This is a genomic window from Pseudomonas sp. LBUM1670 (assembly GCF_059695695.1).
In genome coordinates this window covers 2,551,710-2,577,147 of the sequence record NZ_CP166783.1, presented here as the reverse complement: position 1 = coordinate 2,577,147, position 25,438 = coordinate 2,551,710, and the positions used below count along the sequence as shown (strand labels likewise).

The window sequence follows — 25,438 nt, the reverse complement described above, 5'->3', positions numbered from 1 at the left end:
GCGTCAATGCCTCGCATTTATGAGATACAGGCGTCCACTCAAGCGTGAAGGGCTGAGGCAATTACTCCCGCATACACCGCTCGGTCAACATTCCCGCCGGACAGAATCACCCCGACCCTTTTGCCCGCCATGGTTGCACGCTCCTGAATCAGCGCTGCCAGGGCCGCTGCACCTGCCCCTTCAGCGAGGTTGTGAGTATCGGTGTAATACACGCGCATGGCCTCGGCAATCTGGCCCTCGCTGACGGAGACGATTCGCGCCGCCGCTGCCGCGTAGATGGCGAAGGCCTCGGGAACTGGCTTGCGCACGGCGAGGCCGTCGGCAAAGGTATTCGCCGAGGCGGTTTCGCATAGGGTTCCAGCCTCAAACGATAATTTTGCGGCCGCAGCCTCTGTGGAAACCACGCCCACCACTTGGGTGTTCAGGCCCAGTGCGTCGCGGGCGGCGATCACTCCGCAAATCCCCGAGCCACAGCCTATCGGCACGTAGACGGTATCCAGATCCGGCGCCGCCTTGAACAGCTCCAGCGCATACGTGGCCACGCCTTTAACCAACTCGGTGTGGAATGGCGGCACGAGGTAGAGGCCATGTATTTGCGACAGGCGTGCGGCCTCTTCACGGGCCTCATCGAAATCGCGGCCGTACTCAACCACTTCGCCGCCGAAGCCGCGCATGGCATGGTTCTTTTCAACCGAATTGCCTTTCGGCACTACGATCAATGCCCGCAAACCCAGCGCGCTTGCCGCCAGCGCCAGGCTTTGTCCATGGTTGCCGCGGGTAGCGGAAACAATGCCCTTCACACCTGGGTGTACGCGTTTGAGCCAGTGCATGAAGGTAATGCCGCCGCGCACCTTGAAAGCCCCCGTCGGGGTGTGGTTTTCATGCTTGACCCACACCGTGCAACCCAGCCGCTCTGCCAGCAATGGCCAAGCGTACTGGGCGGTCGCGGGCATGACTTGGTACACGTGGCGAGCCGCTTGTTCGATATCGTCGCGAGTCAGTCTATTCATGAAGCGGCCTCCCTGAGATTTTGCCCAGTCTAGACAGGGGCGCACTGCGCTGGCTTTCAAAAAACTGACCTGACTTTTGTGCTCTCTCTTCACTACTATGGCGTTCATGAGCCATCGAAACGACCTACAGCCATCGCTTGTATGTGAACCGGTCCGCCGCGTTGAGGCCGGGCCTTGGGCGATCGAATTGTTGCCCAGCTCCGCCTACGCTGCCCGGTATGTAGCGACCCATGCGGCGATTGGTTTTGCCTTCGACAGCCAGCGAGGCCTGCACGCCATCGGCAGCGACCGAGTGCAACCCTTCGTTGCCACGCCCAACAGCCTGGCGTTCGTCCCTGCCGGTTGTGACGTGTTGTCCGAGTCATCCAAAGGCGGTGAATACCTGCGGGTCATACACACCGAGGGTATGGAATGGATGGGGGATCGCGCATTCAACAATCGCGTTGATCCGCAGGCCATTACCCTCGGGCTACGAATGCGCAGTGCGCTGTTGCAGGCTTCGATGGATGACGATTGGGAGGCCTGGACACTCGCCTTGGCTGAGCGGGCGAAGGGTCGCGACGCGTTGTCAGCACCGCCAGCAGGTTCTATCACCGGCAGCCGGATGCGCCTGCTCGATGAGTTCATAGACGATGGCCTTGAGGGCCCGCTCAGTGTGCAGGCGATGGCAGGATTGCTTGAATTGTCCGAAGGATTTTTCATGCGAGCATTCAAGAGCGCGACGGGCAAAAGCCCGCATAGTTACCTGATCGACCGACGCCTCGCCAAGGCCCGTGCCCGGCTGCGCGATTCGACAGCCAGCCTGTCGGAGATCGCCCTCACCTGCGGTTTCAACTCTCAGGCGCACATGGCGACCGCCTTCAAGCAACGCCTTGGCGTGAGTCCGGCACAATTGCGTAAATGTTGAAGGTTTGGCCAGAGGCAGCAATCAGCCATAAGCAGATCTCATCGTTCAACACGAAGTATCCGTCGCGCAGGTTACGTCGCCTTGCCAATCAAGTAGCGTGTAGATACTGTCAACTTAACGCATGAACTTCAAAGGCCCGCCAGTGTTTCCATCATTGCCTGTTTCCCTGGCTGGGTAATGTTGAGTCCGAGTTTCAGAACTCACCATGAACCCTCTGAACGCTCCTGTGACTCTTCTCTTGTAAATCACCCCGGTTCTCTTGGACGATGTATAAACTCTGCCCTGAAGCGCCAGATACGCCGGTGGCGCCTTTCAAAGGAAGGGTGTCGCCGTTTCAACTATTAAGGAAGCAAACATGCCTCATCAGCCTTTGGCAGTTCGTCTCGCTGCGATAAAGGACGTCGGACCCGGAACGGCTAAGCAGTTTGTGGCAAAACTCAAGGTTCGGTCTGCAATTCTCTTTTTGATGGCCGTCTGCATGTCCCTGGTGGCGGTGGCTATCTGGGAGGCCTGGAACTCCCGCCAGTATCGCTTGCATGACAAAGAAGTGGCGATGTCAAATCTTGCGCAAACCCTGTCATCCCAGGCACAAGCGTCGATCAAGCAGGCCGACACCGTATTGTTCAGCCTGGTAGACCGCCTCGAAATCGATGGTATGGACCGCGACCGGTTACCCCGATTACGAAGTTTGCTCACTGCCCAGCGCAATGAACTGCCTCAGTTACACGGCCTGTTCATCCATGACGAAAAAGGCGAGTGGATAGCGAGTTCGAGCGGGTTCATTCCATCAAGCACCAACAATTCGGACCGCGAATATTTTATCTTTCATCGCAACCATCCAGAGCGTGGTCCGCATATCGGGCCCTCGATAAGAAGTCGCTCTACGGGCGACTGGGTCATGCCGGTGTCGCGCAGGATCAATCATCCCGATGGCAGTTTTGCCGGCGTAGTGGTGGCAACGCTGTATCTCGATCATTTTCTCAAGCTCTACAACAGCATCGATATCGGTGGTAATGGGGTCATCAGTTTGATCTCCGCCGACGCCAGGATCGCGGTCCGCCGCCCCTTTAACGAAGCTGAAGTCGATACCAGCCTCGCCAAAGGTCCGCTCTTCACGCAACTTTTGCCCAAAGAACCTTTTGGCTCGGCAATCGTTAAATCCTATGTGGACGGTGTGGAACGAGTCGTGGGTTATCGGCGACTCGATGAATATCCACTCGTCATTTTTGCCGCTCACAATAAGGAGGAAGCCCTGGCGAGCTGGCGGCAAGAGTCGTTGCTAAGCGCGGTGATAGTTGCTTTTCTGATGGCAATTCTAGGTGTGCTCGGCTATCGCCTTATCAGGCTGATGAAGGGGCAGAATCATATTCAGAACGAATTGCTGGGTGCTCAAGAAAAACTGATTGCGGTCAATCGAACGCTTGAGACGTTGGCGCTGGAGGATGCATTGACCGGGCTGGCAAATCGGCGTCAGTTCGACCTTTACCTTGAAGCCGAAATGAGGCGCGCCAAACGCAACGAACAGAGTCTTGCGTTACTGATGATCGATATCGACGACTTCAAGCGCTTCAATGATCAAAACGGTCATTTGTCCGGAGACGAGTGTCTACGCACCATCAGCGCGATCATAAGAGCAAACATCAAGCAGCCCGGCGATCTCGCCGCTCGCTATGGCGGCGAGGAATTTGCCGTGGTGTTGCCAGGCACTGACTATGTGGGGGCATTTCTGGTGGCAGAGAAGATCCGGCATGCCGTGCAGCAAGCTGGAATCGAGCACAGCGAAAGTGCCCAGGGCATCGTCACGGTCAGCCTTGGCGTAAGTGCATGTAAACCAACAGTTGACGACTTACCCAAAGCCTTGATCGGCGCTGCTGACAAGGCTCTCTATGTAGCCAAAACCAGCGGAAGAAATATGAGTGTTATCGCCAACGAACTCCATAACAGAGCTGCAACGGCAACGAAGGGCCGGGAAACCTCTCAAGGTGGTGAGTAGGCTCTCCGGCGGTGGTTGTACCTGAGTACAGACAAGCTGAAAGTCCAATTTTTTCAAAAAAAATCAGCTGATGGCGACCTGTCGCGAAGGGCAGGCAAACGGCCAGAAGCAGACTTTAGCTCTGGCACGCGGGTATGATCCGCAAAACCAGGCCACCAATGGACCCACGTCTATGCCAGCGTCTCAAATACGGCCCTCACCGGCGCCATTACTCGAGCAAGGCGAGACCGTTGTCTTGTTCGACGGCGTCTGCAAGTTATGCAATGGCTGGGCAAGGTTCTTGATCCGTCACGACCTTCACCGGCGTGTCCGGCTGGCGTCAGTACAGTCGCCCGAGGGGCAGGCGCTGCTGGCTTGGGCAGATTTGCCCTTGCATCAATTCGATACCATGGCGGTGATCCGCGACCGGCATTATTGGCTACGTTCGGATGCCTTCTTCGAAGTCATCGCCCTGCTGCCCGGCCGCTGGCGTGCATTGAAAGTGCTGCGAGGCTGCCCGCGCTGGTTGCGGGATTGGGCCTACGATCGCATTGCGCTGAATCGATACTGGCTCTTCGGAAAGTACGACACGTGCCTGTTACCCCATCCCGACCATGAACACCGATTTTTGAAGTTGCCAAGGTGAGCGTTCTGCAACGCGTCCACTGGATCGCCCGAGGAAGCCTGGTTTTCATGTTTGGCTACCATGGTCTGGTGCCCAAGTTGCTATGGCTGAGTCCAGGCGAGCGGACCATGATCGAAGCGCACGGCATCCACCAGGTGGAGTTGTTTGCCTAGGGTGCCGGGGCTGCGGAGATTGGCCTGGCCTTATGGTTACTGCTCGCGCGGCGCAGTGCCTGGCCGCTTATCGTCGCCTCGATGGCGCTGTTCGGCCTGCTGCTGGATGTCGTGATTTTCAATCCGGCAATGCTCAGGGACGCCTTTAATCCCGTCACACTCAATGTGGCCGGACTTGCCCTGTGTGCAGTGGCCTGGAACACCAAGGCTTGAGCAAAAGCGGGCTAGCCATAATCATCACGATCACAAACATCCCGAAAAACCCGAATACCCCAAAGTCTTGCGGCCCAGGGAGCATGGTCACGAACCATCCCTGTCCTCAGCGCCTGGGCAAGCAGGTAGTTGGCGACACCGCCAAGCTTCAGCCCCGCACCGGCCTTGAAGCTCAGGGTTTGGGCGCCACGACGGTGGACAGGAAGCTCCCACCCTCGCCCGGATTCAAGCCGCCGCAACACCTTCGATGTTGCTACTCACCTCAAACTGCCCCACTAGTTTTTGCAGTTTGTTGGCATTGAGCCTCACGGTTTCCGCACTGCTTTGCAGCACGACCACTGTCTGGCGCATCTCTGTGGAGGATTGGTCGACCTTCTTGATCGTCTTGCCGTAGTCGAGGCTGCGCATGTTGAGTTGCTGAATGATCGCAAACATACTTTCCACCGCTTGATGCAACTGCACGTTTTCCGAGGATGCATCTTCGGCCAGGCGCAGGCTGTTATCGACGTCCTTGACGCCCTCCTCCATGAATCCGACGGCCTGTTGCGTTTCGTTCTGCAGGCCTTCGACCATCTTGCGAATGTCGTCGGCGGCTCGTGACGTGCGTGAGGCAAGATTGCGGACCTCATCGGCGACCACCGCAAAGCCTCGACCATGTTCACCCGCGCGTGCAGCCTCAATCGCCGCATTGAGTGCCAACAGATTAGTCTGGTTGGTGATGTCGCTAATCAGGCCGGTGATCTTGCCGATCTGAGTCATTCTGCTGTCGAGCAACTGCACGCTCGAAGAAGAGCGTTCGACCACGTCCCGAATGGACTGCGTCCCTTTTTGAACGGCGAGAAATTGCTCTCGGGAACGCGTGACGACTTCATCCATCGCCTGCTTCATTTGTTCAGCGCTGGCAGATGCTTGTTGGATCTCGCCCAATTGGTCTTCGACGATAATCATCATGCTATGCACCGCTTCGGCGACCTCGGTGGAAGTAATACCGGCTTCCTGGCTGCGTCCCAGCATCATTTGATTGGTGGTGCCGACATTGCGACTGGCTTTCACCACTTGCCCGACAACCGAGTCCAGACGGTCGATGAAACTGTTTATCCAGCGCCCCATGTCACCGGTCTCATCGTTGGCCATGTGCGTGGTATCCAGACGCTGACGAAGGTTGCCCTCGCCCTCCGCGATGGTCCTGACCACACTCGTCATCTCGCTCAACCTTACCGCAAGACGTTTGGGCCCCAGCAGGCCGAACAGGAAAGTGGCACATACCATGCTCGATACCTCGACGGTATCGATCAGGCTTTGCGTCAGGCCGCTGTAATGCTGGGCCATGAAATTGCAGGCAAAGAGTCCGGTCATGGTCGCGAGATAAGGCTTCATCAAACCGTAGCCGAGTGAGCGCCGGCGGTATACCTCTTCCAGATCGGCCTCACACATCATGCCCCAGCGGTCAGGTGATCCTGGCAATTGAAACGTAACGCCCTTACCGACCACCGGAATGTGCCGGTAGTCCGAGTAACCGGGATAAGTCACGAACAGATTGGAACCCGTGCGGATGGTTTCGCGTACGCCTGGGTGCAGTTGCTGCGTCGCCGGGTCGGTAAAACGCAGTTCCAGTTCGGTGTGTCGCTGGATCTGCACGGTTTTCCAGGGTGTGTGTACGCCACTCTTCAGATTTTCGCCGTGGGTAAACGTACCGTCCTCGAAACGTGAACGTGACAACGCGGTTCCCGGCTTGATAGCGGGATCAAAGCGTGATTGCGCCATGAACAGATAGTTATCGCCCGACTCGGCGAAAATGTGCCCGGCTTCGCGCTGGATAAGATCGCCCAGCACATCGTTTGGCACGCGACCGCAGAGGCAGCCAAGGATTTTTCCATCGGCCTTCAGGGGCTGATAGAACATCAACGTGACTTCATCGTGGAAGCGTGAAGACGATGGACCGATTTGCAAGGTCAGTGGATCGGTGTAAGGCCCATGGAGAAACGGCCTCTTCATTCCTTCTTCCAATGCACGGGTTTGCTCGATCCGGGTTTTGTCGCGTCGATTCCAGGTCGAGACAATGACGGTGCCGCTGGCATCAACGACAAATAACTCCGAAAAATCTTCTGCCTGGCTGAGCTTGTCCATCAGTGAAGTGCTGTCGAGATGGGCGAAATCACGACCGAGGTTTTCCGCCAATTCAGCCAGGTGTTCCCACTGCTCGCGCGTCCAGTTGTTCAGCAACTGCACACGGGTTTCAGCGATAGCTTCGAAAGTCTGTTCGATCACCGGATAAGCCGACTGATTGAGCCGACACGACCAGCCCATCGCAATTTTTCCAGTTTTGCCGGACCAGGGTAACCAGCGCTTCTCACTGAAGGATAACTGCATCGAATTACTTGATAGCGACATTAACTTCACCAACTGCGACATTCGGATAAGAAAATGCATTGCAAATACCAGGCCAATTCGAAAGCACGCTAACCATTGTCCATGGCATAGGACGTTCTGGCGAAGCCGTGGACCCTTCTGCTTGTTTGCCTGAACGGAGTGCGCAATGCATATCCTGCTTCAACTCAGTGCGCCAACCGCGCCACGCTCTATAAGAGAGCTGTGCCAGGACGATCAAAGTCGCCAGGGCCTGCTAGCTAGTCCCACAACCAAACTTGTTTTCGATTTGGGACAGACGAGCCCAAAAAGCTGGAATACGGTTCTCAACGTCCGCCTACCGTCTAATCTGATGAGTACACGACTACACACACGCTGCTAGCCGCCTCTTGCAGGAAAACACCATGACCGGAAACACAGCACGCCACTACTCGTCATGGATCCTGCCGTCCCTGCTCGCCATCAACCTGGCGTTGATGGCGGGATGTTCTGGCAAAGCTGCCACGGCTCGCTATTCGGCCTCGAACGCAGGTTCAAGCTGTTATGCCAAAGCGCTGCCCACCTCCGGCGAGGGCGGCCTTGCTTGGGGGGACACTTTGAACATGGCGCGCCAGAAATCACTGAGTAACTGCATTCGTTATGCCGGCCGCTCCGGTGGCACGCCAGATACCTGTCAGGTGGTGTTGGCCGAGTGTAGAAATTAGGCGTGCAGTCATGTTCGCGCACGCAAATTAAACACGTCAGTTAAGAGAATTTGTAGGAGCTAGCTTGCTCGCGATGGACTTCAGGACGACGCGTGTATCCAGAGAATACGCGTTATCGTTGGCGTCCATCGTCGGAACGCCGCCCGGAGCGAGCTCGCTCCTACAAGAGTCAGCTTTCGCTTTACTGATCGGCATCAGCCACGCAGCGATCCCTTTTTTCGGATCGCATTTGTGCAACGACGCATGACTGGGTAGCAAGAGAATCCTGCCCTCTCCGACTCCCAGGCAAAAAAACAAAATCCCCATGTGTTTCCTTCGTTCTTCCCTACGTCGCAGTTCTTCACTGCCCGTTTCTGTCCGTCTGGAGTTTCTCAATGCCCTCGCCCAAATCCTTGCCCGCTGCGCTGCTGGGTCTGGCCCTTGTCTGTCCGGCCATGGCCGAAGCGCAAGGCCTGGAGCTTGGACAAGTGCTGATTGGGGCTGAGGACCGCAGCGGCGAAGACGCATCGGTCGAGGACGCCAAGGCACGCCTTGCCGAGGTGCCCGGCGGCACCAATGTGGTTGACCTGCGCCGCCCCCTGCAGGGCCGCGTGGCCAGCAATCAGGATGTGCTGGCGTATCAACCGGGGGTTTATGCTCAGTCGGCAGGTAACGAAGGGGTGAAGATCTCGATCCGCGGATCGGGGATCAACCGTGCACCGGGCGCCCATGCCTCGGGGTTGTACAGCATGCTCGACGGTCTGCCGCTGACCGGCCCGGGCGGCACGCCCTACGAATTGCTGGAACCGTTGTGGCTCGACCACGTAGAAGTGCTGCGCGGCGCCAACGGTTTCGACAGGGGCGCCCTGGCCTTGGGCGGGGCGATCGATTACGTCAGCCACACCGGCTACGACGCACCGCTGTTGCAGGTGCGCTACGCCATGGGCAGCCACGGTTATCAGCAGCGCCAGGTCAGCTCCGGGCAGGTGCTGGGCGACTTCGACTACTACGTGGCCACGACCGACGCGCATTCCGATGGCTACCAGGATCACACGGCCAGGGAGAGCCAGGGCGTCATCGCCAACTTCGGTTATCGCTTCAACCCGAACCTGGAAACGCGTTTCTACCTGCGCTACCGCCAGACCGACAACGACCTCGCCGGGCGGGTGACCAAGCGCTCCATCGAGCACGACTCACGGGCGGCCAACCCCGCGTACGTGGCGCGGGATGACAGCCGTGAACAGCCAGGCAGTACCTTCATCGGCAACAAAACCACTTACTACATCGATGACGATTCGAGTATCCAGACGGGTTTTGTCTACCACGACTATCCCATGGACTTGCGCGAGGGGCCCAACCGCCTGAAGGTCGCGTACACGGACGTCAGTGGCACGTTCGACTACAAGCGTCGCGACACACTCTGGGGTCTGGAAAGCCACAGCACTCTGGGCCTGCGAGTGACCAAACACCTACCCAATGCCGGCGCCACGGAATGGGTGCGCATCCCCACCGGCAACACCGCTGGCTACGCGCCGGGCACGCACATTCGCAACTTTAGTTACCAGGGGTCGGACACTGTCCTGCACATGGGCAATGATCTGGAGATCGCCGACGACCTGTGGCTGACGACTGGCCTCGCCGCCATCTACACCCGCCGCGAAAGCGCCGTGAGCTACCCGCAAGGAGGTGGCAAGACCAGCCTGAACGACTGGGATTACGCCCCACGTTTAGGTCTGCGCTACCAACTGACACCTGACCTGCAACTGTTCGGCAATCTCAGTCGCTCGGTCGAAGCGCCACACCCATGGTCGCTGATCTACAGTTCCAATATTCGATTCCCGGCAGGCAGCGGCGTCGCCACAGGTGCCCAGCGGGATCCGATCAAGCTACAAAACCAGACCGCGACCACCCTGGAAATCGGCGGCCGCGGCGACAGCGCGATGGGGCAATGGAGCCTGGCCTGGTACTTCGCCCAAGTGCGCCACGAATTGCTCTCGGTGTTGCCGGATGCCAACGCCACCACGCCCTACGAACTCAACGCCAGCCCCACCGTGCATCAAGGCATGGAGGCCAGCCTGCAGAGCAACCTGTGGTCGCGGGACGATGGCGGCCAACTGAGCCTGCGCCAGAGCTATACCTTCAGCGACTTCCACTACCGCGACGACGACCGCTTCGGCGACAACCGCCTGCCGGGCTTGCCGATGCACTACTACCAGGGCGAACTGCGCTACGACTGGCCTCTCGGCTTTTTCGCTGCACTCAACACGCAGTGGGTGTCCAAGGTTGCGGTGGATTATGCCAACAGCTATTACGCCGATCCCTACGCGCTGTTCGGCGCGACTCTGGGTTACAACGCGCCCAAGGGCGACTGGCAGACCTGGCTGGACCTGCGCAACCTGACTGACAAGCACTACGCCGCTACCGTCACTCCGGGCTACGACGACAAAGGACTGGACGCTGCACGATCCACGCCCGGCGAGGGTTTGGGGGTGTATGTCGGGGTGTCGTGGAGTTTGCTCTGAGACTTTGCGCGCAGGCTCATAGACGGAGCGAGACTCAAGCAGCGATATTACTAAAGCGTACAGGATGACCGCCTGCGTCGGATTGCTACGCGATCGTCCGGATCGGGTTGACCGCTACTCGGAACGCAAGGCAGCAGAACGGACCCGGCGCGTCAATCAGCGGTCGATTTGAACCTCAGGCATCAGGGCTGGGATGTCTCATTTTCACCGTGACGAACATTTTGACGCGGTCGTGAATTTCCTGGAGTGCATGGCGAAAAGGTTCATGCTTTTCACTGGTGGCGGGATCCTCAAAATTCCACGTCATCACTTCGTCAGAGATCGGCATCCTGTCTGCTTCTTCCGATGACTTGTCACACAGTGTGATGACGTAGTCGAACTGCTGACCTTCAAATTCGCGGGTTGATTTGCTGCGCAACCCGGTGGCGTCGACGCCGATATGATCAAGCGATTCGAGCGTGCGCGAGTCGACTTCACTGGCTTCCAGACCCGCGCTGAAGGCTTCAAAGTGTTCGGAGTCGGTGTGTTTGAGGAGCGCTTCCGCCATCAATGAACGAATGTCATTTTTAGCGCAGACGAACAGTACCCGGGATTTTTCGGTCATGAACAACGCCCCTCTCTCAAGACAGTGAACGGAACAGCGGTTGCTGTTATTAGAGCAGTGATTGCGCCGAAGGGAAATCCTGGCCGATGGGAAGCATGGGCAATCGAGTGCGGATAGAAAAACTGTCATGAGGCTGTCATCTATCTTTAGTAATACTGACTTCAACCCGTTGCGGGCTCTTTAACTGGCTGCCATTTTTGGCAGCTTTTTTTTGCCTGGCGTTTTTGCCTTCTCAAACAACTGCCTGACCCCTCCGGATCATTTCAGGGTATCGAGAACCAGTTTGCCGCGAGCATGTCCGCCCATGCTCTTCTTGATCGCTGCGTTGGCTCCGCTCAAGGGCCAGGCTTCAACTTCAATTTCAAGCAGGACATCCAGCAACGAAGCTACATGGCATAGTCAATTTCAACATGATTACGATCGTAGTTTGGGGCCTTCCGGAGAAGATGTCCGGGCCAGACTCGCTGATCCTGCAGCCCTGCCATACTGTTCAGCATGACCAGTGCAACCTTCCGCTTCTACGAGGAGCTCAACGATTTCCTGCCGGCCGAACGGCGGCGGCAGTCATTCACCTGCGAGTGCGCACGAGGGGCGACCGTCAAGCACATGATCGAAGCGCTCGGGATACCGCACACGGAGGTCGAACTGGTGCTGCTGAACGGCGAGTCGGTGGGCTTCGAGCGGGTGATCTTCGACGATGACCGGCTGGCGGTGTATCCCAAGTTCGAAGCGCTGGACATCAGCCCGCTGCTAAAGGTTCGTGCGCAACCTTTACGGGTGCTGCGCTTCGTCGCTGATGCGCACCTGGGCGGGCTGGCCAGTCTGCTGCGCATGAGTGGCTTCGACACCCTATACGACAATGGCTTCGAGGATGGCGAGATCGCTGAGATCGCTGCGCAGCAAGGACGCATCGTGCTAACCCGTGACCGCGAACTGCGCAAGCGACGGATCATCAGCCACGGCTGTTACGTGCATGCCCTGAAACCGTCGCTGCAGCTGCGCGAATTGTACGAGCGCCTCGACCTGGCGCGTAGCGCGCGGCCATTCAGCCTGTGCCTTCATTGCAACCTGCCGCTGCACGAGATCAGCCCGGAACTGGCCCGGCCGCAGGTGCCACCACGCGTTGGTGCCCTCTATTCGCACTTCCTGCGCTGCGACGCCTGCCAACGGGTTTACTGGGAGGGTTCGCACTGGCGCGGCATGTGTGCACTGCTGGCACCTCTGCTGGACAGGTAGCCGAGCGCGGTTCGAATGTGGGCTTTAATGTCCGTGCTTATGTGCAGCCACGTTAGCTTCGACTCATACGAAGGTGAATGCGCCTAACGGCGGGTTCAGGTTGCTATGCACTTGTCTAATCAAGGAAGAAACGACATTGAAAACAGCTTTTGGCGCCCTGTTGTTGACCTGGCTGACTGCTATCGCACTCGCTGACGAGAACCCTGTCGGCTTCCAATCTTTCACACTGCCGGACTCGCACAACGACCGCTCACTGGAGATGGTCGTTTGGTACCCCAGTGCAACTACCGCTGCCACGCAATTGATCGGCGATGATGCAGTGTTCGTCGGGGCCTCTGCCGTTCGTGACGCGCCGCCCGCTGCTGGCAAGCATCCATTGTTGGTGCTCTCCCACGGGTACAGAGGTAACTGGAGCAACCAGATCTGGCTTGCGAGTGCTCTGGCTCATAGGGGTTACATCGTCGCCGCAATCAATCACCCTGGCACCACCACTCATGACCGTAGCCCTCAAGCAGCGGCGCAGTTATGGCAGCGGCCCGTTGATGTGCGCCGAGCCATTGATAGGGTCACGACTCAACCTGAAAAATTCGGCTTGGTCGCCAATGGCCGAATTGCAGTAGTGGGCCATTCACTCGGCGGCTTGACCGCCCTGGAGATCGCCGGTGCTCGTTTCCGCCCGCGCAATCTGTCAGATCGGTTGGCCAGGGATGAGCGCTCTGGGTCGATTGCAGCCCTTCACGACAGACAGCTATCGGCCAATAGCAGTCTGTGGATGCACCAAAAAATCTAGGCGTCCCACTTATTGCCAGGCCATTCCTCTATGGCTTTAAGTGCCTATGAAACCAAGGTCGATTCTAAAGAGCGTTTTGACTACTCACCCGTCTTCCAGTGCGCCGAAACGTAGGGTGAAGGCCATGTAATCTGGATGGAAGGTGTCCTGATCGAGCGTGAACAGAGCTTTATGCGGCAGCAGCCCCTTGATTTCATTGAACGGGGCGTCATGCGTGGCATTAACGAGGCGCATGCCTATCAACACGGCATCAAGACTGGCAGCGAGTTGTTCTATACGCATTTTTTTGTTCTCCTCAGGACTGAAGACCATACGGCCGACATTGCGCCGACCGTGCAAGTCGAATAGTGGGGGTTTGCTCCGCAGACTGTGAAACGAGTTTATAGACGGGGGGACTACCAACCTTTCATTTGGCGACAGCGCTTTTTCATTTCATGACAATCCATGACCTTTAATCCGGGATTGCACATTGCATTTCTTGATTAAGTTTTTTCATGATCATCATGCCCCTCCCCGGACGTACCGATTTGTCGTAAGAGATGTGCGAATTTGGGGTTGGGGTTTGAGAGTGCGAAATCCTGCGCGTCAGCTTCGGGTCGAAAGCACTCCTTCATAGTTAACACCTATTGCCAAGAAGCCGTCGCTCGTCGACGCCGCTTTCAACCCAAGCCAAATCACCGAAATATCCGACAGGTCGATCCACACCATCAGCGTAGGGCGATAGATTTCACGCCAGCATCAGTTCGTGGCTACAACTTTTTTGCCCCCGCTGTCCCACCCTCCCCCCAACGCTTTATAGATCGCGACTATTCCCCGGTACTGGTCAATTTCACCCAGTGCCTGAGCATCCTCGGCGCTCAGTCGCTCACGCTGTGCGTCGAGCAGCACCAGATAATCCACCGTGCCTTCCTTGTACTGGATAGCCGCGAGGTCTGCGGCGGCTCGGCTCGACTCGCTTTGCTTGATCAACGACAACAGTCGCTGTTGGCGTTTGCCGTAATCGCTGAAGGCGTTTTCCGACTCTTCCAGCGCCAGCAGCACTTGTTGCTCATAGGTGGCCAAGGCGCCTTCGGCGTCGGCATCCGCGCCGCGGATACGTGCTCGCACGCTACCCAGATCGAAGGCCGCCCACGTGATACTCGGACCCAGCGCCCAGGCCCGGGCGGCGCTGGAACCGATTTGCGAACCGCGCCCGGCGGTGAAGCCCAGGAAACCGCTCAAGCTGACCCGGGGAAACAGGTCCGCGGTGGCCACGCCGACGTCCGCCGTCGCGGCCGCGAGTCTGCGCTCTGCCGCCAGCACATCCGGGCGGCGGCGCAGCAGTTCGGCGGGATCGCCGATTGGCAGCGCCTTGGCGATGGCCGGCAGGTCCGCCGGGTTCAACGACACGCTCAATTGATCCGGACGCTCACCGAGCAATGTCGCAATGCGGTTTTTCTCCCGGACCTGTTCCGCTTGCAGTTGCGGCACGCTCGCCTCGACGGCGGCCAGGCGCGCGTCGGCGCGCACTACATCGAGTTCGTTGCCAACGCCGGCATCGCGCAGGCTGACTGTCACGCTGCGAGAGTCGTTTTGATTCTTCAGGTTGGCCAGGGCGATTTTTTCTCGCAGTTGAGCACCTCGCAGTTGCCCGTAGGCATCGACCAACTCGGCGATCATGGCCACCCGCAGCTGATACAGATCCGCCGCCGCCGCGTCTTCCCGGGCGTCGCTCGACTCAAGCGCACGCTGAATGCGGCCGAACAGGTCGATTTCCCAGGCCATGTCCAGCCCCAGATCGTAGCGTTCCAGATTCACCCGGCTCTCGGTCTGACCCGGCACCTGCGAACGACCTTGCTGACTGCTGACGCGACTGGTGACCACCGGCAGGTTGTCGTTACTGATGTCGTCGCGAATCGCCCTCGCCGCTTTCCAGCGGGCAAACGCCACGCGCAGGTCGCGGTTGCCCTCCAGGGATTTGCTCACCAATTGGTTCAGCGTGGGGTCATCGAACTGTTGCCACCACACCGATTCAAAACGCGACTGATCGTAGTGACCGGTTTGCGCCGACACGATTTTGGCAGGCGCGGTGTCCGGTGTTTTGTAGTCGGGGCCCACGGTGCAGGCAGCGAGCGCGGCGACCAGAAGGCTGGGTAAAAAAAGCTTCAAGGTGTTCATTGATGTGCCTCCTGATTGAGTGCGTTTGCCTGATGAGCCTTGTTGACGTTGCGCGCGTTTTTGCGCTCGATGTAGCGACGAATCAGAACGAAGAACACCGGCGTCAGCAGCAGCCCGAAGAAGGTCACGCCGAGCATCCCGGAGAACACCGCGACACCCATCGCACGACGCATTTCCGAGCCGGCGCCAGTGGATGTCACCAATGGAATCACACCCATGATGAACGCGAAGGACGTCATCAGAATCGGCCGCAAACGCATGCGGCAGGCTTCCAGCACTGCATCCAGCGGCGACATGCCCTGGTCTTGTTTGTCCTTGGCGAACTCGACGATCAGAATCGCGTTCTTGCAGGCCAGGCCGACCAGCACGATCAGGCCGATCTGGGTGAAGATGTTGTTGTCACCCTTGGAAATGATCACCCCGGCAATCGCCGACAGCAGGGTCATCGGCACGATCAGAATCACCGCCAATGGCAGGCTCCAGCTTTCATACAGCGCAGCCAGCACCAGGAACGCCAACAACACGCAGAGCGGGAACACCAGCAATGCGGTGTTGCCGGACAGAATCTGCTGGTAGGTCAGATCGGTCCATTCGTAGGTCATGCCGTTGGGCAATTCTGCCTTCAGCAGTTTTTCAATGGCGGCCTGTGCCTGGCCGGAGCTGTAGCCAGGGGCTGCACTGCCGTTGATTTCTGCGGTGAGGAAACCGTTGTAGTGGGAAACCCGGTCTGGGCCTGATGTCGGGCTGACCTTGACGAACGTGGACAGCGGAATCATCTCGCCGCGATCATTGCGCACCTTCAACTGGCCGATCTGTTCAGGCTCCTGGCGGAACTGTTGCTCGGCCTGCACGTTGACCTGATAGGTGCGGCCAAAACGGTTGAAGTCGTTGGCGTACAGCGAGCCCAGATAGACCTGCAAGGTGTCGAAAATGTCATTGATCTTCACGCCGTGAGTCTTGGCTTTTTCCCGGTCGATGGCTGCTTCGACTTGCGGCACGTTGACGGTGTAGCTGGTGAACAGGTTGGCCAGTTCCGGAACGCTACGGCTCTTGCCGATGATGTTCATGGTCTCTTTGTACAGCTCGTCATAGCCCAGGTTACCGCGGTCTTCGATCTGCAGACGGAAACCGCCGATGGTGCCCAGGCCTTGCACCGGCGGTGGCGGGAATACGGCGATGTAGGCGTCCTGAATGCCACCGAACTTGGCGTTGAGCGAGGCGGAAATCGCGCGGGCTGACAGGCTCGGGTCTTTACGCTCATCGAAAGAACTCAAGCCGATGAAGGCGATGCCGGCGTTCGGGCTGTTGGTGAAGCCGTTGATCGACAGTCCGGGGAATGCGACGGCGCTGTCGAAACCCGGCTCGTTCATGGCGATGGTGCTCATGCGGCGAATCACCGATTCCGTGCGATCCAGACTTGCGGCATCCGGCAGTTGCGCGAAGGTCACCAGGTACTTTTTATCCTGGGTCGGCACGAAGCCGGTCGGCGTGGTGCTGAAACCCATGTAGGTCATGGCGATCAGTCCAGCGTAAATCAGCAAGGCCACACTGCTGCCGCGAATGATTTTGCCCACCGCAACCACATAGCCATGGCTGGCCTTTTCGAAGACACGGTTGAACGGTTTGAACAACCAACCGCCGAGCAGGCGATCCAGTACTTTGGAGAAACGGTCTTTCGGCGCGCCATGGGCCTTGAGCAACACCGCCGCCAACGCCGGTGACAAGGTCAGGGAGTTGAACGCCGAGATCACCGTGGAGATGGCAATGGTTAACGCAAACTGTTTATAGAACTGTCCTGTCAGGCCAGAGATGAACGCCGCCGGCACGAACACCGCACACAACACCAGCGCCGTGGCGATGATCGGGCCGGTCACCTCGCCCATGGCTTTTTTGGTGGCCTCCATTGGATTGAGGCCCAACTCGATGTTTCGCTCGACGTTCTCCACCACCACAATCGCATCGTCGACCACGATGCCGATGGCCAGCACCAGACCGAACAGCGACAAGGCATTCAGCGAGAAGCCGAACAGGTGCATCACGGCAAACGTACCGATCAGCGACACCGGCACGGCCACCAACGGAATGATCGAGGCGCGCCAGGTTTGCAGGAACAGGATCACCACCAGCACCACCAGGATCAGTGCTTCGAACAGTGTGTGCACCACCGCTTCAATCGAACTGCGGACGAAGATGGTCGGGTCGTAGACGATCTCGTAGTCCATGCCTTCCGGGAAGTTGTTCTTGAGCCTGGCCATCGTCTCCCGTACCTGGTCGGAGACGTCGATCGCATTGGAGCCGGGGCGCTGGAAGATCGGCATCGCCACCGCTTCCTGGTTGTTGAGCAAGGCGCGCAAGGCGTATTGATTGGAACCCAGTTCGATCCGGGCAATGTCTTTGAGGCGAGTAATCTCGCCGTCCGGGCCACTGCGGACGATCACGTTTTCAAACTCTTCTTCGCTGACCAACCGCCCCTGGGAGTTGATCGACATCTGAAAGCTCGTGGCATTGGGCGCAGGGGGCGAACCCAGTTGCCCGGCCGCGACTTGACGGTTCTGTTCACGCACCGCGTTGACGACGTCTGTCGCGGTCAGGTTGCGTGAAGCGGTCTTGTTCGGATCGAGCCAGATACGCAGCGAGTAGTCACCGATACCGAACATCTTTACGTCACCGATTCCGTTCAGGCGAGTCAGCTCATCCTTGACGTTGAGGATCGCGTAGTTGGACAGGTACAGCATGTCGTAGCGCTTGTCCGGCGAGGTCAAGTGCACAACCATCGTCAGCTCGGGCGAAGCCTTGTCGACGGTGATGCCGATGCGCGTCACTTCCTCGGGCAGCTTGGGTTCGGTGCGGGTCACGCGGTTCTGGACTTGAACCTGGGCGTTGTCCAGATCGGTGCCCAAGGCGAACGTCACGGTGAGGGTGAGCCGGCCGTCAGCCGTGGATTGCGAGGACATGTACAGCATGTTCTCGACGCCGGTAATGGCTTGCTCCAAAGGGGCCGCCACGGTTTCACCGATGACCTTTGGATTGGCACCCGGATAGTTCGCGTGGACGACGACGGTCGGTGGCACCACTTCGGGGTATTCGCTGATCGGCAACTGGAACAGCGAGATGGCGCCGGCGATCAGGATCAGCAGCGACAGCACCGCTGCGAAGATCGGTCGCGTGATAAAGAACTGGGAGAACTTCATGTCAAGGCTCCTTATTCGCGAGGCGCAGTGGCAGTTTCCGCTTTCACCAGAGCGGGTGATTTAGCGGAAGTTGGCTGATTGGAGCCATCGATCGCCTGACGCTGGCGGGCCAGTGTGGCGACCGTTTCCGGGCTGGCCATTGGGGCATCCTGAGGATCGATCACCGCGCCGGGCCGCACGCGCTGCAGGCCGTTGATGACGATGCGATCTTCTTTCTGCAAGCCGCTGCGCACGATGCGCAAGCTTTCAAGCTTCGGCCCCAGATCGACGCTGCGATAAACGGCTTTGTTGTCCTGATCGACCACCAGTACGAATTTCTTGCCGAGGTCGGTGCCCACCGCTTCATCTTTGATCAGCAGGCCGGGATAGGCGGCGCTGCCCACCAGTTTCAACCGGGCATACAGACCGGGGGTGTACTGACCGTCAGTGTTATCGAACACCGCGCGACCACGAATGGTGCCGGTTTTCGGATTGACCTGGTTGTCGACAAAGTTCATCTGCCCGAGGTGGCTGTTGCCCTCCTCGTTCGACAGGCCCATGTACACCGGGGTGGCTTGACCGCGCTGGCCCTGGCGGGAAAGCTGGCTGTACTTGAGGAACAGGCGTTCGTCCGCATCGAAATAGGCGTAGACCTTGTCGGTGGAGACCACGCTGGTCAGTGGTGTGGTGTCGGCGGTCACGATGTTGCCAGCGGTGATTTCCGCACGGCTGACGCGGCCGTTGATCGGCGCGGTGACGCGGGTGAAGCTGAGGTTCAAACGCGCGAGATCCAGCTGCGCCTGAATGGCATCGACACCGGCCCTGGCTTCCTGTGCGGTGGTGGTGCGAGTGTCGGCCAATTCGGCGGAGATCGCGTTGCTGCTCAACAACCGCTGGCCACGCTGCGCTTCGTTCCCGGTGCGGACCAGGGCGGCGCGTGCCTGTTGCAGCTGCGCCTCGATGCGATGCACTTCATGTTCGAACGGCCGCGGATCGATCTGGAACAGCAAGTCACCCTTCTTCACCAGCACGCCATCGGTAAACGCCACACGTTCGATCTGGCCCGAAACCCGTGGACGAACCTCTACGGTTTCCGGCGCTTCCAGGCGAGCGGTGACTTCATCCCATTCGGTAATAGGTTGCTCAAGCACTTTGGCGACGGTGACGCGCGGCGCCCCCGGAGCCTGGGCGGCACTGGGTGTGCGTTCACACGCGGCAAGCGCCACCAGCGCCAACGCAGCCAAGGAATAACGCAAAGGTTTGAGTGACTGTTCCATGGGGTGTGTCCGCCAGACGATTTGGGAATTTCCGGATTCTCGGCCTCGCGCGAGGTCGCGACGAATCGAACGGAGTGAAGTTGGCTATCATCAATAATGATAGCTATCATGTATAAGGGCAAAAAAAGGGATCGACCCGGTTAAACCTTTGTATTGGTGATCGCAGTACAAACGGAATCCAGCGCCGGCCCCAGTATCTGTGCCGCACTCAATGCCCGTGCGGTGGGCACCATCCGACGACCGATGCGCTCGAACAAAGGATCGTTGAACAGCCTTCGCAAACGCACCAGCGCCGCGCTGACGGCTGGCTGACCCAGCGATAATTGCTCAGCTGCGCGAGTGAGGTTGCGTTCCTGGATGAGCGCTTCGAATACCACCAGCAAATTCAGATCGATACTGCGCAGATCGTTACGTTTCATGGGTCAGGTCCACGTAGGGATTTTTGACTTGAGCCACAGGCCCGGGATCGCCAGACTGGCGTCGATGCCGACAAAGCCATTGCAGCAACTTTATATGACGCGCATCATCAATACCAGCCTCTCAACGAAGCTTTGCGCAAGCGAAGCCAAACGGGCTACAGGAGCAGTCTCATGAAAGTCACGAAAGACCAGGCCGCCGCGAACAAAGAGGCAATCCTCACGGCCGCGTCCCGGCTGTACCGGAAAAAAGGCATCGACGGCATCGGCATTGGTGAACTGTCGCGTTCCGTGGGCCTGACCCATGGCGGCTTTTACGGACAGTTTCCGGGCGGCAAGGAACAGCTGGCTTCAGAGGCCGTTACCCGGACGTTCGAGTCCAATATCCAGAACTGGCAAGACGCCAAATCCATTCCCGAACTCATTAAGGGTTACCTGACACAAGGGCATCTGAACAATTGGACCGAGGGCTGCCCCATTCCGGCATTGGCCGCCGATGTTGCCCGCTCGGGCGGTGCCGTCAGCAGCTCCTTCACCCAAGGCGTGGAGCGTTTGATCGACACGCTGATGGCGCTGGTCGAAGGGGAAAACCATGACGAGAAGTACCAGGAATCGCTGCGCATCCTGTCATCCATAGCGGGGGCGATGCTGATTGCCAGGGCGCTGGACAACCCTGAGTTGTCCGAGCAGTTCCTGCAGTCGGTCATCAATGCCTGGCCTGAAGCGCCCGAAAAAAAGAGCGGGCTGGCTGACCGGAAGTAATCGGCCAAAAAGAATCAAGCCCCGAAAGAAATCGGGGCTTGATGAGGGTCACACTGCATCAGGGTTTGCGTCCTCCCCCTCCGCTTGTCCCGCCGCCATCGCGTCCCATTTCAGATTTTTTGTCGCGGTCATCAGTCACATTGGTGCCGCGTCCGCTTCCCTGCCCACCGCTGGTCGATTGATCAGCCTGATTGGATTGGCGTCCGCCCGAAGCCTGGCCGCCTTTTTGGCCTGGTTTGGAGGTATCTGCCTTATCGTCGGCGAATTCGCCTCCGCGATTCGCCTGCCCGCCTCCGGACATGCGGTCCTTATCGCGGTTTTGTTGTCCACCCGAAGCTTGACCGCCTTTCTGGCCGGCTTCAGACGCCCGTTGTGGATCGTTGGCAATATTTCCGCCAGAGGCTCCTCCACCTTTCTTGCCTGCTTCAGAAGCCTTGTCCCGGTCAGAAAAACTGCCTGGATCGTTTTTTCCTGTATTGGCCATTTCTGTTCACCTCTACATCGTTAGCACGAGCATGGGCTCGTCTAATTCGGAGGACGCAGAAAATCGAAAGTTTGAAATAAAACACCGAGCACGCGACGAATGGATGGAGATATTTGGTTCCATTGAAAATGCGCGAATTCGACTGACGGTTGCGAAGCCTAGAGATCACCCGCCGCCGGATTTCTCCAACACAGTGTCAATGTTTACTAGAATGAATAATCCGTAGGAAGCCCTCCAAACATCACCCTCAGGAGGCCAGTCGATGACAGAACACATCGTGCATTATCACTGCCAGATCGATCAGGCAACGACTGAGCGCTTCAGGGATTGCTGCCTTGAAGCCATCGATCAGGGCGCCACCTCATTGCTCCTGAACCTGTCTACGTGTGGAGGTAGCACCAACTTTGGTTTCACCCTCTACACGTTCCTGAAGTCATTGCCAGTACCTCTGTGCGCCATCAACGCCGGCAATATCGAGTCGATGGGGATCATCATGTTTCTGGCGGCGGGCCGTCGCATCACTTCGCCTCATGCCAGGTTTCTGATTCATCCGATGAACTGGTACTTCAGCCAGAAATCAGTCGACCATCAACGACTTCGGGAATACCTGTCCAGCCTCGACAATGACCTCGCGCGCTACGTACAAATCTTCACGCTCGAAACCGCCGAGGCGGCGACCAAACTCGATATTTTCCATTGCCTGTCTGCGGAGGAAAAAGTCATCGCTGCACATGAGTCGCTGGCCTACGGCATTGCTCATGAGATGAAGCAGATGGTGTTCGCCGATGATGTCAAACACTGGAAAGTCAGTGGCGGATAGTTGCATCACAATCCTCAAGACAAACGACGGCTTCTTCGCTCCTCAGAACCTTAAAGCTTGAACTGCGTCACCAGGGTATTGAAGGAGACAGCCAGTCGCGACAGTTCCTGGCTGGAAGCGCTGGTCTGATTGGCACCCGCAGCGGTCTGGGTCGAGAGGTCCTGGATATTCAACAGGTTACGGTCCACCTCACGGGCGACCTGGGCCTGTTCTTCGGATGCCGAAGCGATCACCAGATTGCGCTCGTTGATGGTGACGACACTGTCTGTAATCTTCTCCAGCGCCGCCCCGGCGCTCTGGGCCAGTTCCTGAGTGCTGGAAGCCAGCGACAGGCTCTTGCCCATGGCGGTGACGGCCCCGTTAGCGCCCGCCTGCACGGTATGGATCATCCCTTCGATTTCTACGGTGGAGGCTTGGGTACGATGGGCGAGCGCACGCACTTCATCGGCCACCACTGCAAACCCGCGCCCCTGTTCGCCAGCACGGGCGGCTTCAATGGCAGCGTTGAGCGCCAGCAAGTTGGTCTGTTCGGCGATGCTGCGGATCACGTCCAGTACCTTGCTGACTTCCCGAACTTGCCCGGCCAGTTCGGTCACCGTCTCGGTCGACTCGGTGATCTCTTGCACCATGGTGCTGATGCCCACGAGCGTGTGATCAACCTGACTGCGGCCATGAGCAGCGTCTTCGGTTGCAGCTTTAGAGGCCTCGGACGTCGACATGGCGTTGCGCGCCACATCCTCGACTGCCGCAGTCATTTCGTTGACAGCGGTGGCCGCCTGCTCGATTTCGCTGTTCTGCCGCGTCAGGCCGCGGGTACTTTCATCGGTCACAGTGCTCAGCTCTTCGGCCGCCGAGGCCAACTGATCCGCGGCATCGGCGATCTGCTGAAGGGTGCGTTTCAAACCGCCCTGCATCTCCGCCAAGGCATTGAGCAACTGCCCCGCTTCATCGCCGCGGGTAGTGGAAATGCTCTGGGTCAGATCGCCACCGGCAATGCGCCGGGCACTAGCGACCGCCTGCGCCATCGGGCGAGTGATCATGCGCGTAATCAGAATGCCCAGGGCGACAGCCACCAGAAAGGCGATCACGATCCCGAGCAACAGCATCAGCGTAGCGCTGGCTCCGAGTTCCTGCGCCTCCTCGGCACCTTCTTTGATCTGCCGCTTGTTCGAATCAATCATCACCCGCAGGTAATCGCGGGCTTGAATAAACACGTCAACCGACAACGCGTTCAAGCGATCGCGTGCCAGATCAAGATCGCCGGCGTCTACCGACTCAAGGACCTTCCCGGCACCTGCCACATAACCGGGCCACAGTTCTTTGTACTTGTCTCCCGCTGTCCGCTCATCAACCGCCAGAGGTGTGGCACGGTAGGTCGCGAAGGCGTCTTCCGCCCGAGCCAGATCCTTCGCCAGGTTCTGGCGAACACGCGTCTTGTCCGCTTCGGACACGTCGCCGGCGTAAGCGTCAAGCAACCGGTAAAGCCCACGGTTGTGCGCGACCAGGCTGGTCATGGTTTCGTTGATATTGCCCACTGAAACCAGGCTGTTGGAAAAGGTCAAAGACAGCGCAGTCGCCAAACGGTTGATTCCCACCATTCCCAACCCACCCACGGCGAGGGTGATCAGGGCGCAAATGACAAACGATGTCAAAAGCTTGGTCGAGAATTTGGACTGATTCAGAAGGTTCACTTGGCAAACTCGATGGATTAGAGGTAATAAAAATGGAGAACGACCACTACCGCGAGTATTCGCGGTAGTGGGTACTGAGTGACAAACAGAACTGCATTACCCCCGTCGGGATAGTTGAGTAACGATGAAAGGTGAACCTTAAGAAAGGCTCGCGGAAATCGACTCCATTTAAAAATGGAGTCCTGTCGCTTAGAACCGATAAGTTGCCTGCACGGAAGCCCCATTCGCACTATTGTCGTAAGTGGCACTGTATTCAGGTTGAAGACCAGAATTGTCCGGCTGCTTTACCGAGACTTTGGAATCCCAGAGATAACCATAAGCAAAGTCTATCGTCAGGTCGGAATTCGGCGAATAAGCGCCGCCCAAAGTCACGGCCTGGCGATTGCCAACCGGAATGCGCACGCTGCGATCGGCATTCTTGATTGGCGACGGATCATAGGCGTATCCTGCGCGCAGCACCCATTGCTGGTTCACCTGATAGGCGGCGCCTACTGCGGTGCTCCAAGTGTCGCGCCAGTTCATTTCTTCGATCACCGTGCTCATGCCCATCGCCTGGCCCACGGGGGAAAGACCGCTGTTGACTGCCTCGACCTTCTGGATCCGGCTCCAGCGTTTCCAGGTGGTCCCCAGGTATCCCGTCCAGCGATCATTGAAATGATGGGTGATAGACGTGTCCACGGATTCGGGCATCGTGAGGTCTATCTTGTTGTCATAATTTCCGTCCAGCGGAATAACGCTCGGGGAGCCAGTAACCTGAGTATGCCCTTCGAGTTCATAGTCCACCTTCGAGTGATAGTTAATCCCCCAACTGGTTGCCTCAGTAAAGTCAATCAGGATGCCAACGTTGTAGCCAAGTGCCGTGTCATCACCTTTGATGGTGACCTCTGTGTCCACGCCGTTGTTCAGGAAGCCGGTGGCCAGGTCATTCTGAAGCTTTGCAGTGAAACGGTTTATGGTCGGTCCACCACCAATGGATACGTAATCATTGATCCGATAGGCAATGGTGGGCTGAAGGGTTACTTCCTTGGTCGTGCTATAGGAGCCATGGTAGCGGCCCTGAAAAGAGCTCTCGTAATCATTGATCAGGCCGCTCGGCGCGTAGAGGCCCAGACCAATCGAAAAACGATCATCAAGGGGCGTCGACATGTAAGCGAAAGGTACGACCCCCAAAGGTACCGAATCGCCTTTATTCGTTCCTGGGGCACCGCCCTGCGCATCACTGATGTCGTCGCTCACCGAGACGACCGCTGCCCCGCCGGAAATCTCAGGGCGTTTCAACTTCGTCAAGCCTGCGGGATTTCCAAAGATAGTGCTGGCGTCCAGCGCGGATGACGACCTTCCCGCATACGCAGTCCCCGCACTGCTTGCACTTTGTTCGTTTAATGCAATGCCATTGGCGCTTGCAATTGTAGAGGCGCTGAGTAGTGCGATGGCGCTGCTGAGCTCAATCCAGACAGCACACTTACGCTGAGTAGAGACACATGGGATCACACGGCTATTCAGTTTCATTGTCCACCTCTTGTTTATTGTTTTTGTTGATTGCACGCAGGCAAGGCTTC

18 protein-coding genes and 5 pseudogenes are annotated in these 25,438 nt (G+C 57.9%); 11 read left to right on the top strand and 12 right to left on the bottom strand.

Features of this window, described 5'->3' with window-relative positions; genetic code table 11:
* Positions 1–38: 38 nt before the first annotated feature.
* Positions 39–1,010, bottom strand: coding sequence for a threonine dehydratase (locus tag ACA073_RS11700; RefSeq protein WP_497403563.1), 972 nt, complete (start codon positions 1,008–1,010; stop codon positions 39–41).
* Positions 1,011–1,107: 97 nt separating this feature from the next.
* Between ACA073_RS11700 and ACA073_RS11695 the strand changes: the two genes are divergently transcribed.
* From ACA073_RS11695 to ACA073_RS11680, 4 genes and pseudogenes are all read left to right on the top strand, one after another.
* Complete coding sequence (locus ACA073_RS11695; RefSeq protein ID WP_497404067.1) at positions 1,108–1,917, top strand: helix-turn-helix transcriptional regulator; 810 nt, start codon at positions 1,108–1,110, stop codon at positions 1,915–1,917.
* 355 nt (positions 1,918–2,272) lie between these two features.
* Complete coding sequence (locus ACA073_RS11690; RefSeq protein WP_497403561.1) at positions 2,273–3,910, top strand: sensor domain-containing diguanylate cyclase; 1,638 nt, start codon at positions 2,273–2,275, stop codon at positions 3,908–3,910.
* Positions 3,911–4,082: 172 nt separating this feature from the next.
* The gene (locus tag ACA073_RS11685; protein WP_497403559.1) at positions 4,083–4,535 is read left to right on the top strand and encodes a thiol-disulfide oxidoreductase DCC family protein; all 453 of its coding nucleotides are present in this window, start codon (positions 4,083–4,085) and stop codon (positions 4,533–4,535) included.
* 167 nt (positions 4,536–4,702) lie between these two features.
* A pseudogene (locus ACA073_RS11680) lies at positions 4,703–4,900 on the top strand (DoxX-like family protein); the annotation flags it as partial.
* Positions 4,901–4,962: 62 nt separating this feature from the next.
* On the opposite strand, the pseudogene ACA073_RS11675 reads toward ACA073_RS11680, so the two are convergent.
* Positions 4,963–5,094 (bottom strand): annotated as a pseudogene (locus tag ACA073_RS11675) (saccharopine dehydrogenase); the annotation flags it as partial.
* 31 nt (positions 5,095–5,125) lie between these two features.
* Positions 5,126–5,776, bottom strand: a complete 651-nt coding sequence (locus ACA073_RS11670; RefSeq protein ID WP_497404065.1) for a methyl-accepting chemotaxis protein — start codon at positions 5,774–5,776, stop codon at positions 5,126–5,128.
* A gap of 1,895 nt (positions 5,777–7,671) precedes the next feature.
* Here ACA073_RS11670 and ACA073_RS11665 point away from each other — a divergent pair.
* The 3 genes and pseudogenes from ACA073_RS11665 to ACA073_RS11655 all read left to right on the top strand — a co-directional run.
* A complete protein-coding gene (locus ACA073_RS11665; protein ID WP_497403557.1) occupies positions 7,672–7,971 on the top strand; it encodes a hypothetical protein in 300 nt (99 codons plus the stop codon).
* Positions 7,972–8,345: 374 nt separating this feature from the next.
* Positions 8,346–10,472 (top strand): TonB-dependent receptor family protein, encoded by a 2,127-nt coding sequence (locus tag ACA073_RS11660; RefSeq protein ID WP_497403555.1) that lies wholly within the window; start codon positions 8,346–8,348, stop codon positions 10,470–10,472.
* 82 nt (positions 10,473–10,554) lie between these two features.
* Positions 10,555–10,644: pseudogene (locus ACA073_RS11655) on the top strand (arsenical resistance protein ArsH); the annotation flags it as partial.
* A 3-nt stretch (positions 10,645–10,647) separates the two neighbouring features.
* On the opposite strand, the gene ACA073_RS11650 reads toward ACA073_RS11655, so the two are convergent.
* Positions 10,648–11,076 carry an arsenate reductase ArsC gene (locus ACA073_RS11650; protein ID WP_497403554.1) on the bottom strand — a complete coding sequence of 143 codons (429 nt, stop codon included), beginning with the start codon at positions 11,074–11,076 and terminating at the stop codon, positions 10,648–10,650.
* Between the two features lie 495 nt (positions 11,077–11,571).
* Between ACA073_RS11650 and ACA073_RS11645 the strand changes: the two genes are divergently transcribed.
* Positions 11,572–12,312: a Mut7-C RNAse domain-containing protein gene (locus ACA073_RS11645; protein ID WP_497403552.1), complete on the top strand. Its 741-nt coding sequence runs from the start codon at positions 11,572–11,574 to the stop codon at positions 12,310–12,312.
* 118 nt (positions 12,313–12,430) lie between these two features.
* Positions 12,431–13,021: pseudogene (locus tag ACA073_RS11640) on the top strand (alpha/beta hydrolase family protein); the annotation flags it as partial.
* Positions 13,022–13,186: 165 nt separating this feature from the next.
* Here the strand turns inward: ACA073_RS11640 and ACA073_RS11635 are convergent.
* The 5 genes from ACA073_RS11635 to ACA073_RS11615 all read right to left on the bottom strand — a co-directional run bounded on the left by ACA073_RS11635 (position 13,187) and on the right by ACA073_RS11615 (position 20,125).
* Positions 13,187–13,384 (bottom strand): hypothetical protein, encoded by a 198-nt coding sequence (locus ACA073_RS11635; RefSeq protein ID WP_497403551.1) that lies wholly within the window; start codon positions 13,382–13,384, stop codon positions 13,187–13,189.
* Positions 13,385–13,840: 456 nt separating this feature from the next.
* Positions 13,841–15,259 (bottom strand): efflux transporter outer membrane subunit, encoded by a 1,419-nt coding sequence (locus ACA073_RS11630; protein WP_497403549.1) that lies wholly within the window; start codon positions 15,257–15,259, stop codon positions 13,841–13,843.
* On the bottom strand, positions 15,256–18,450 hold the full coding sequence (locus tag ACA073_RS11625; RefSeq protein WP_497403547.1) for an efflux RND transporter permease subunit: 3,195 nt from the start codon (positions 18,448–18,450) through the stop codon (positions 15,256–15,258). The genes ACA073_RS11630 and ACA073_RS11625 overlap by 4 nt, the downstream gene beginning before the upstream one ends.
* 11 nt (positions 18,451–18,461) lie before the next feature.
* On the bottom strand, positions 18,462–19,706 hold the full coding sequence (gene mexE, locus ACA073_RS11620) for a multidrug efflux RND transporter periplasmic adaptor subunit MexE (RefSeq protein WP_497403545.1): 1,245 nt from the start codon (positions 19,704–19,706) through the stop codon (positions 18,462–18,464).
* Between the two features lie 140 nt (positions 19,707–19,846).
* On the bottom strand, positions 19,847–20,125 hold the full coding sequence (locus ACA073_RS11615) for a LysR family transcriptional regulator (protein ID WP_497403544.1): 279 nt from the start codon (positions 20,123–20,125) through the stop codon (positions 19,847–19,849).
* A gap of 171 nt (positions 20,126–20,296) precedes the next feature.
* On the opposite strand from ACA073_RS11615, the gene ACA073_RS11610 reads away from it, so the two are divergent.
* Positions 20,297–20,884, top strand: a complete 588-nt coding sequence (locus tag ACA073_RS11610; RefSeq protein ID WP_497403542.1) for a TetR/AcrR family transcriptional regulator — start codon at positions 20,297–20,299, stop codon at positions 20,882–20,884.
* Between the two features lie 325 nt (positions 20,885–21,209).
* Here the strand turns inward: ACA073_RS11610 and ACA073_RS11605 are convergent.
* Positions 21,210–21,323, bottom strand: a pseudogene (locus tag ACA073_RS11605) (KGG domain-containing protein); the annotation flags it as partial.
* Between the two features lie 307 nt (positions 21,324–21,630).
* Between ACA073_RS11605 and ACA073_RS11600 the strand changes: the two are divergent.
* Positions 21,631–22,188, top strand: a complete 558-nt coding sequence (locus ACA073_RS11600) for an ATP-dependent Clp protease proteolytic subunit (RefSeq protein WP_497403540.1) — start codon at positions 21,631–21,633, stop codon at positions 22,186–22,188.
* Positions 22,189–22,238: 50 nt separating this feature from the next.
* Here ACA073_RS11600 and ACA073_RS11595 read toward each other — a convergent pair whose 3' ends face one another.
* On the bottom strand, positions 22,239–23,879 hold the full coding sequence (locus tag ACA073_RS11595; protein ID WP_497403538.1) for a methyl-accepting chemotaxis protein: 1,641 nt from the start codon (positions 23,877–23,879) through the stop codon (positions 22,239–22,241).
* Positions 23,880–24,068: 189 nt separating this feature from the next.
* Positions 24,069–25,388 carry an OmpP1/FadL family transporter gene (locus tag ACA073_RS11590; protein WP_497403536.1) on the bottom strand — a complete coding sequence of 440 codons (1,320 nt, stop codon included), beginning with the start codon at positions 25,386–25,388 and terminating at the stop codon, positions 24,069–24,071.
* Between the last annotated feature and the right edge of the window lie 50 nt (positions 25,389–25,438).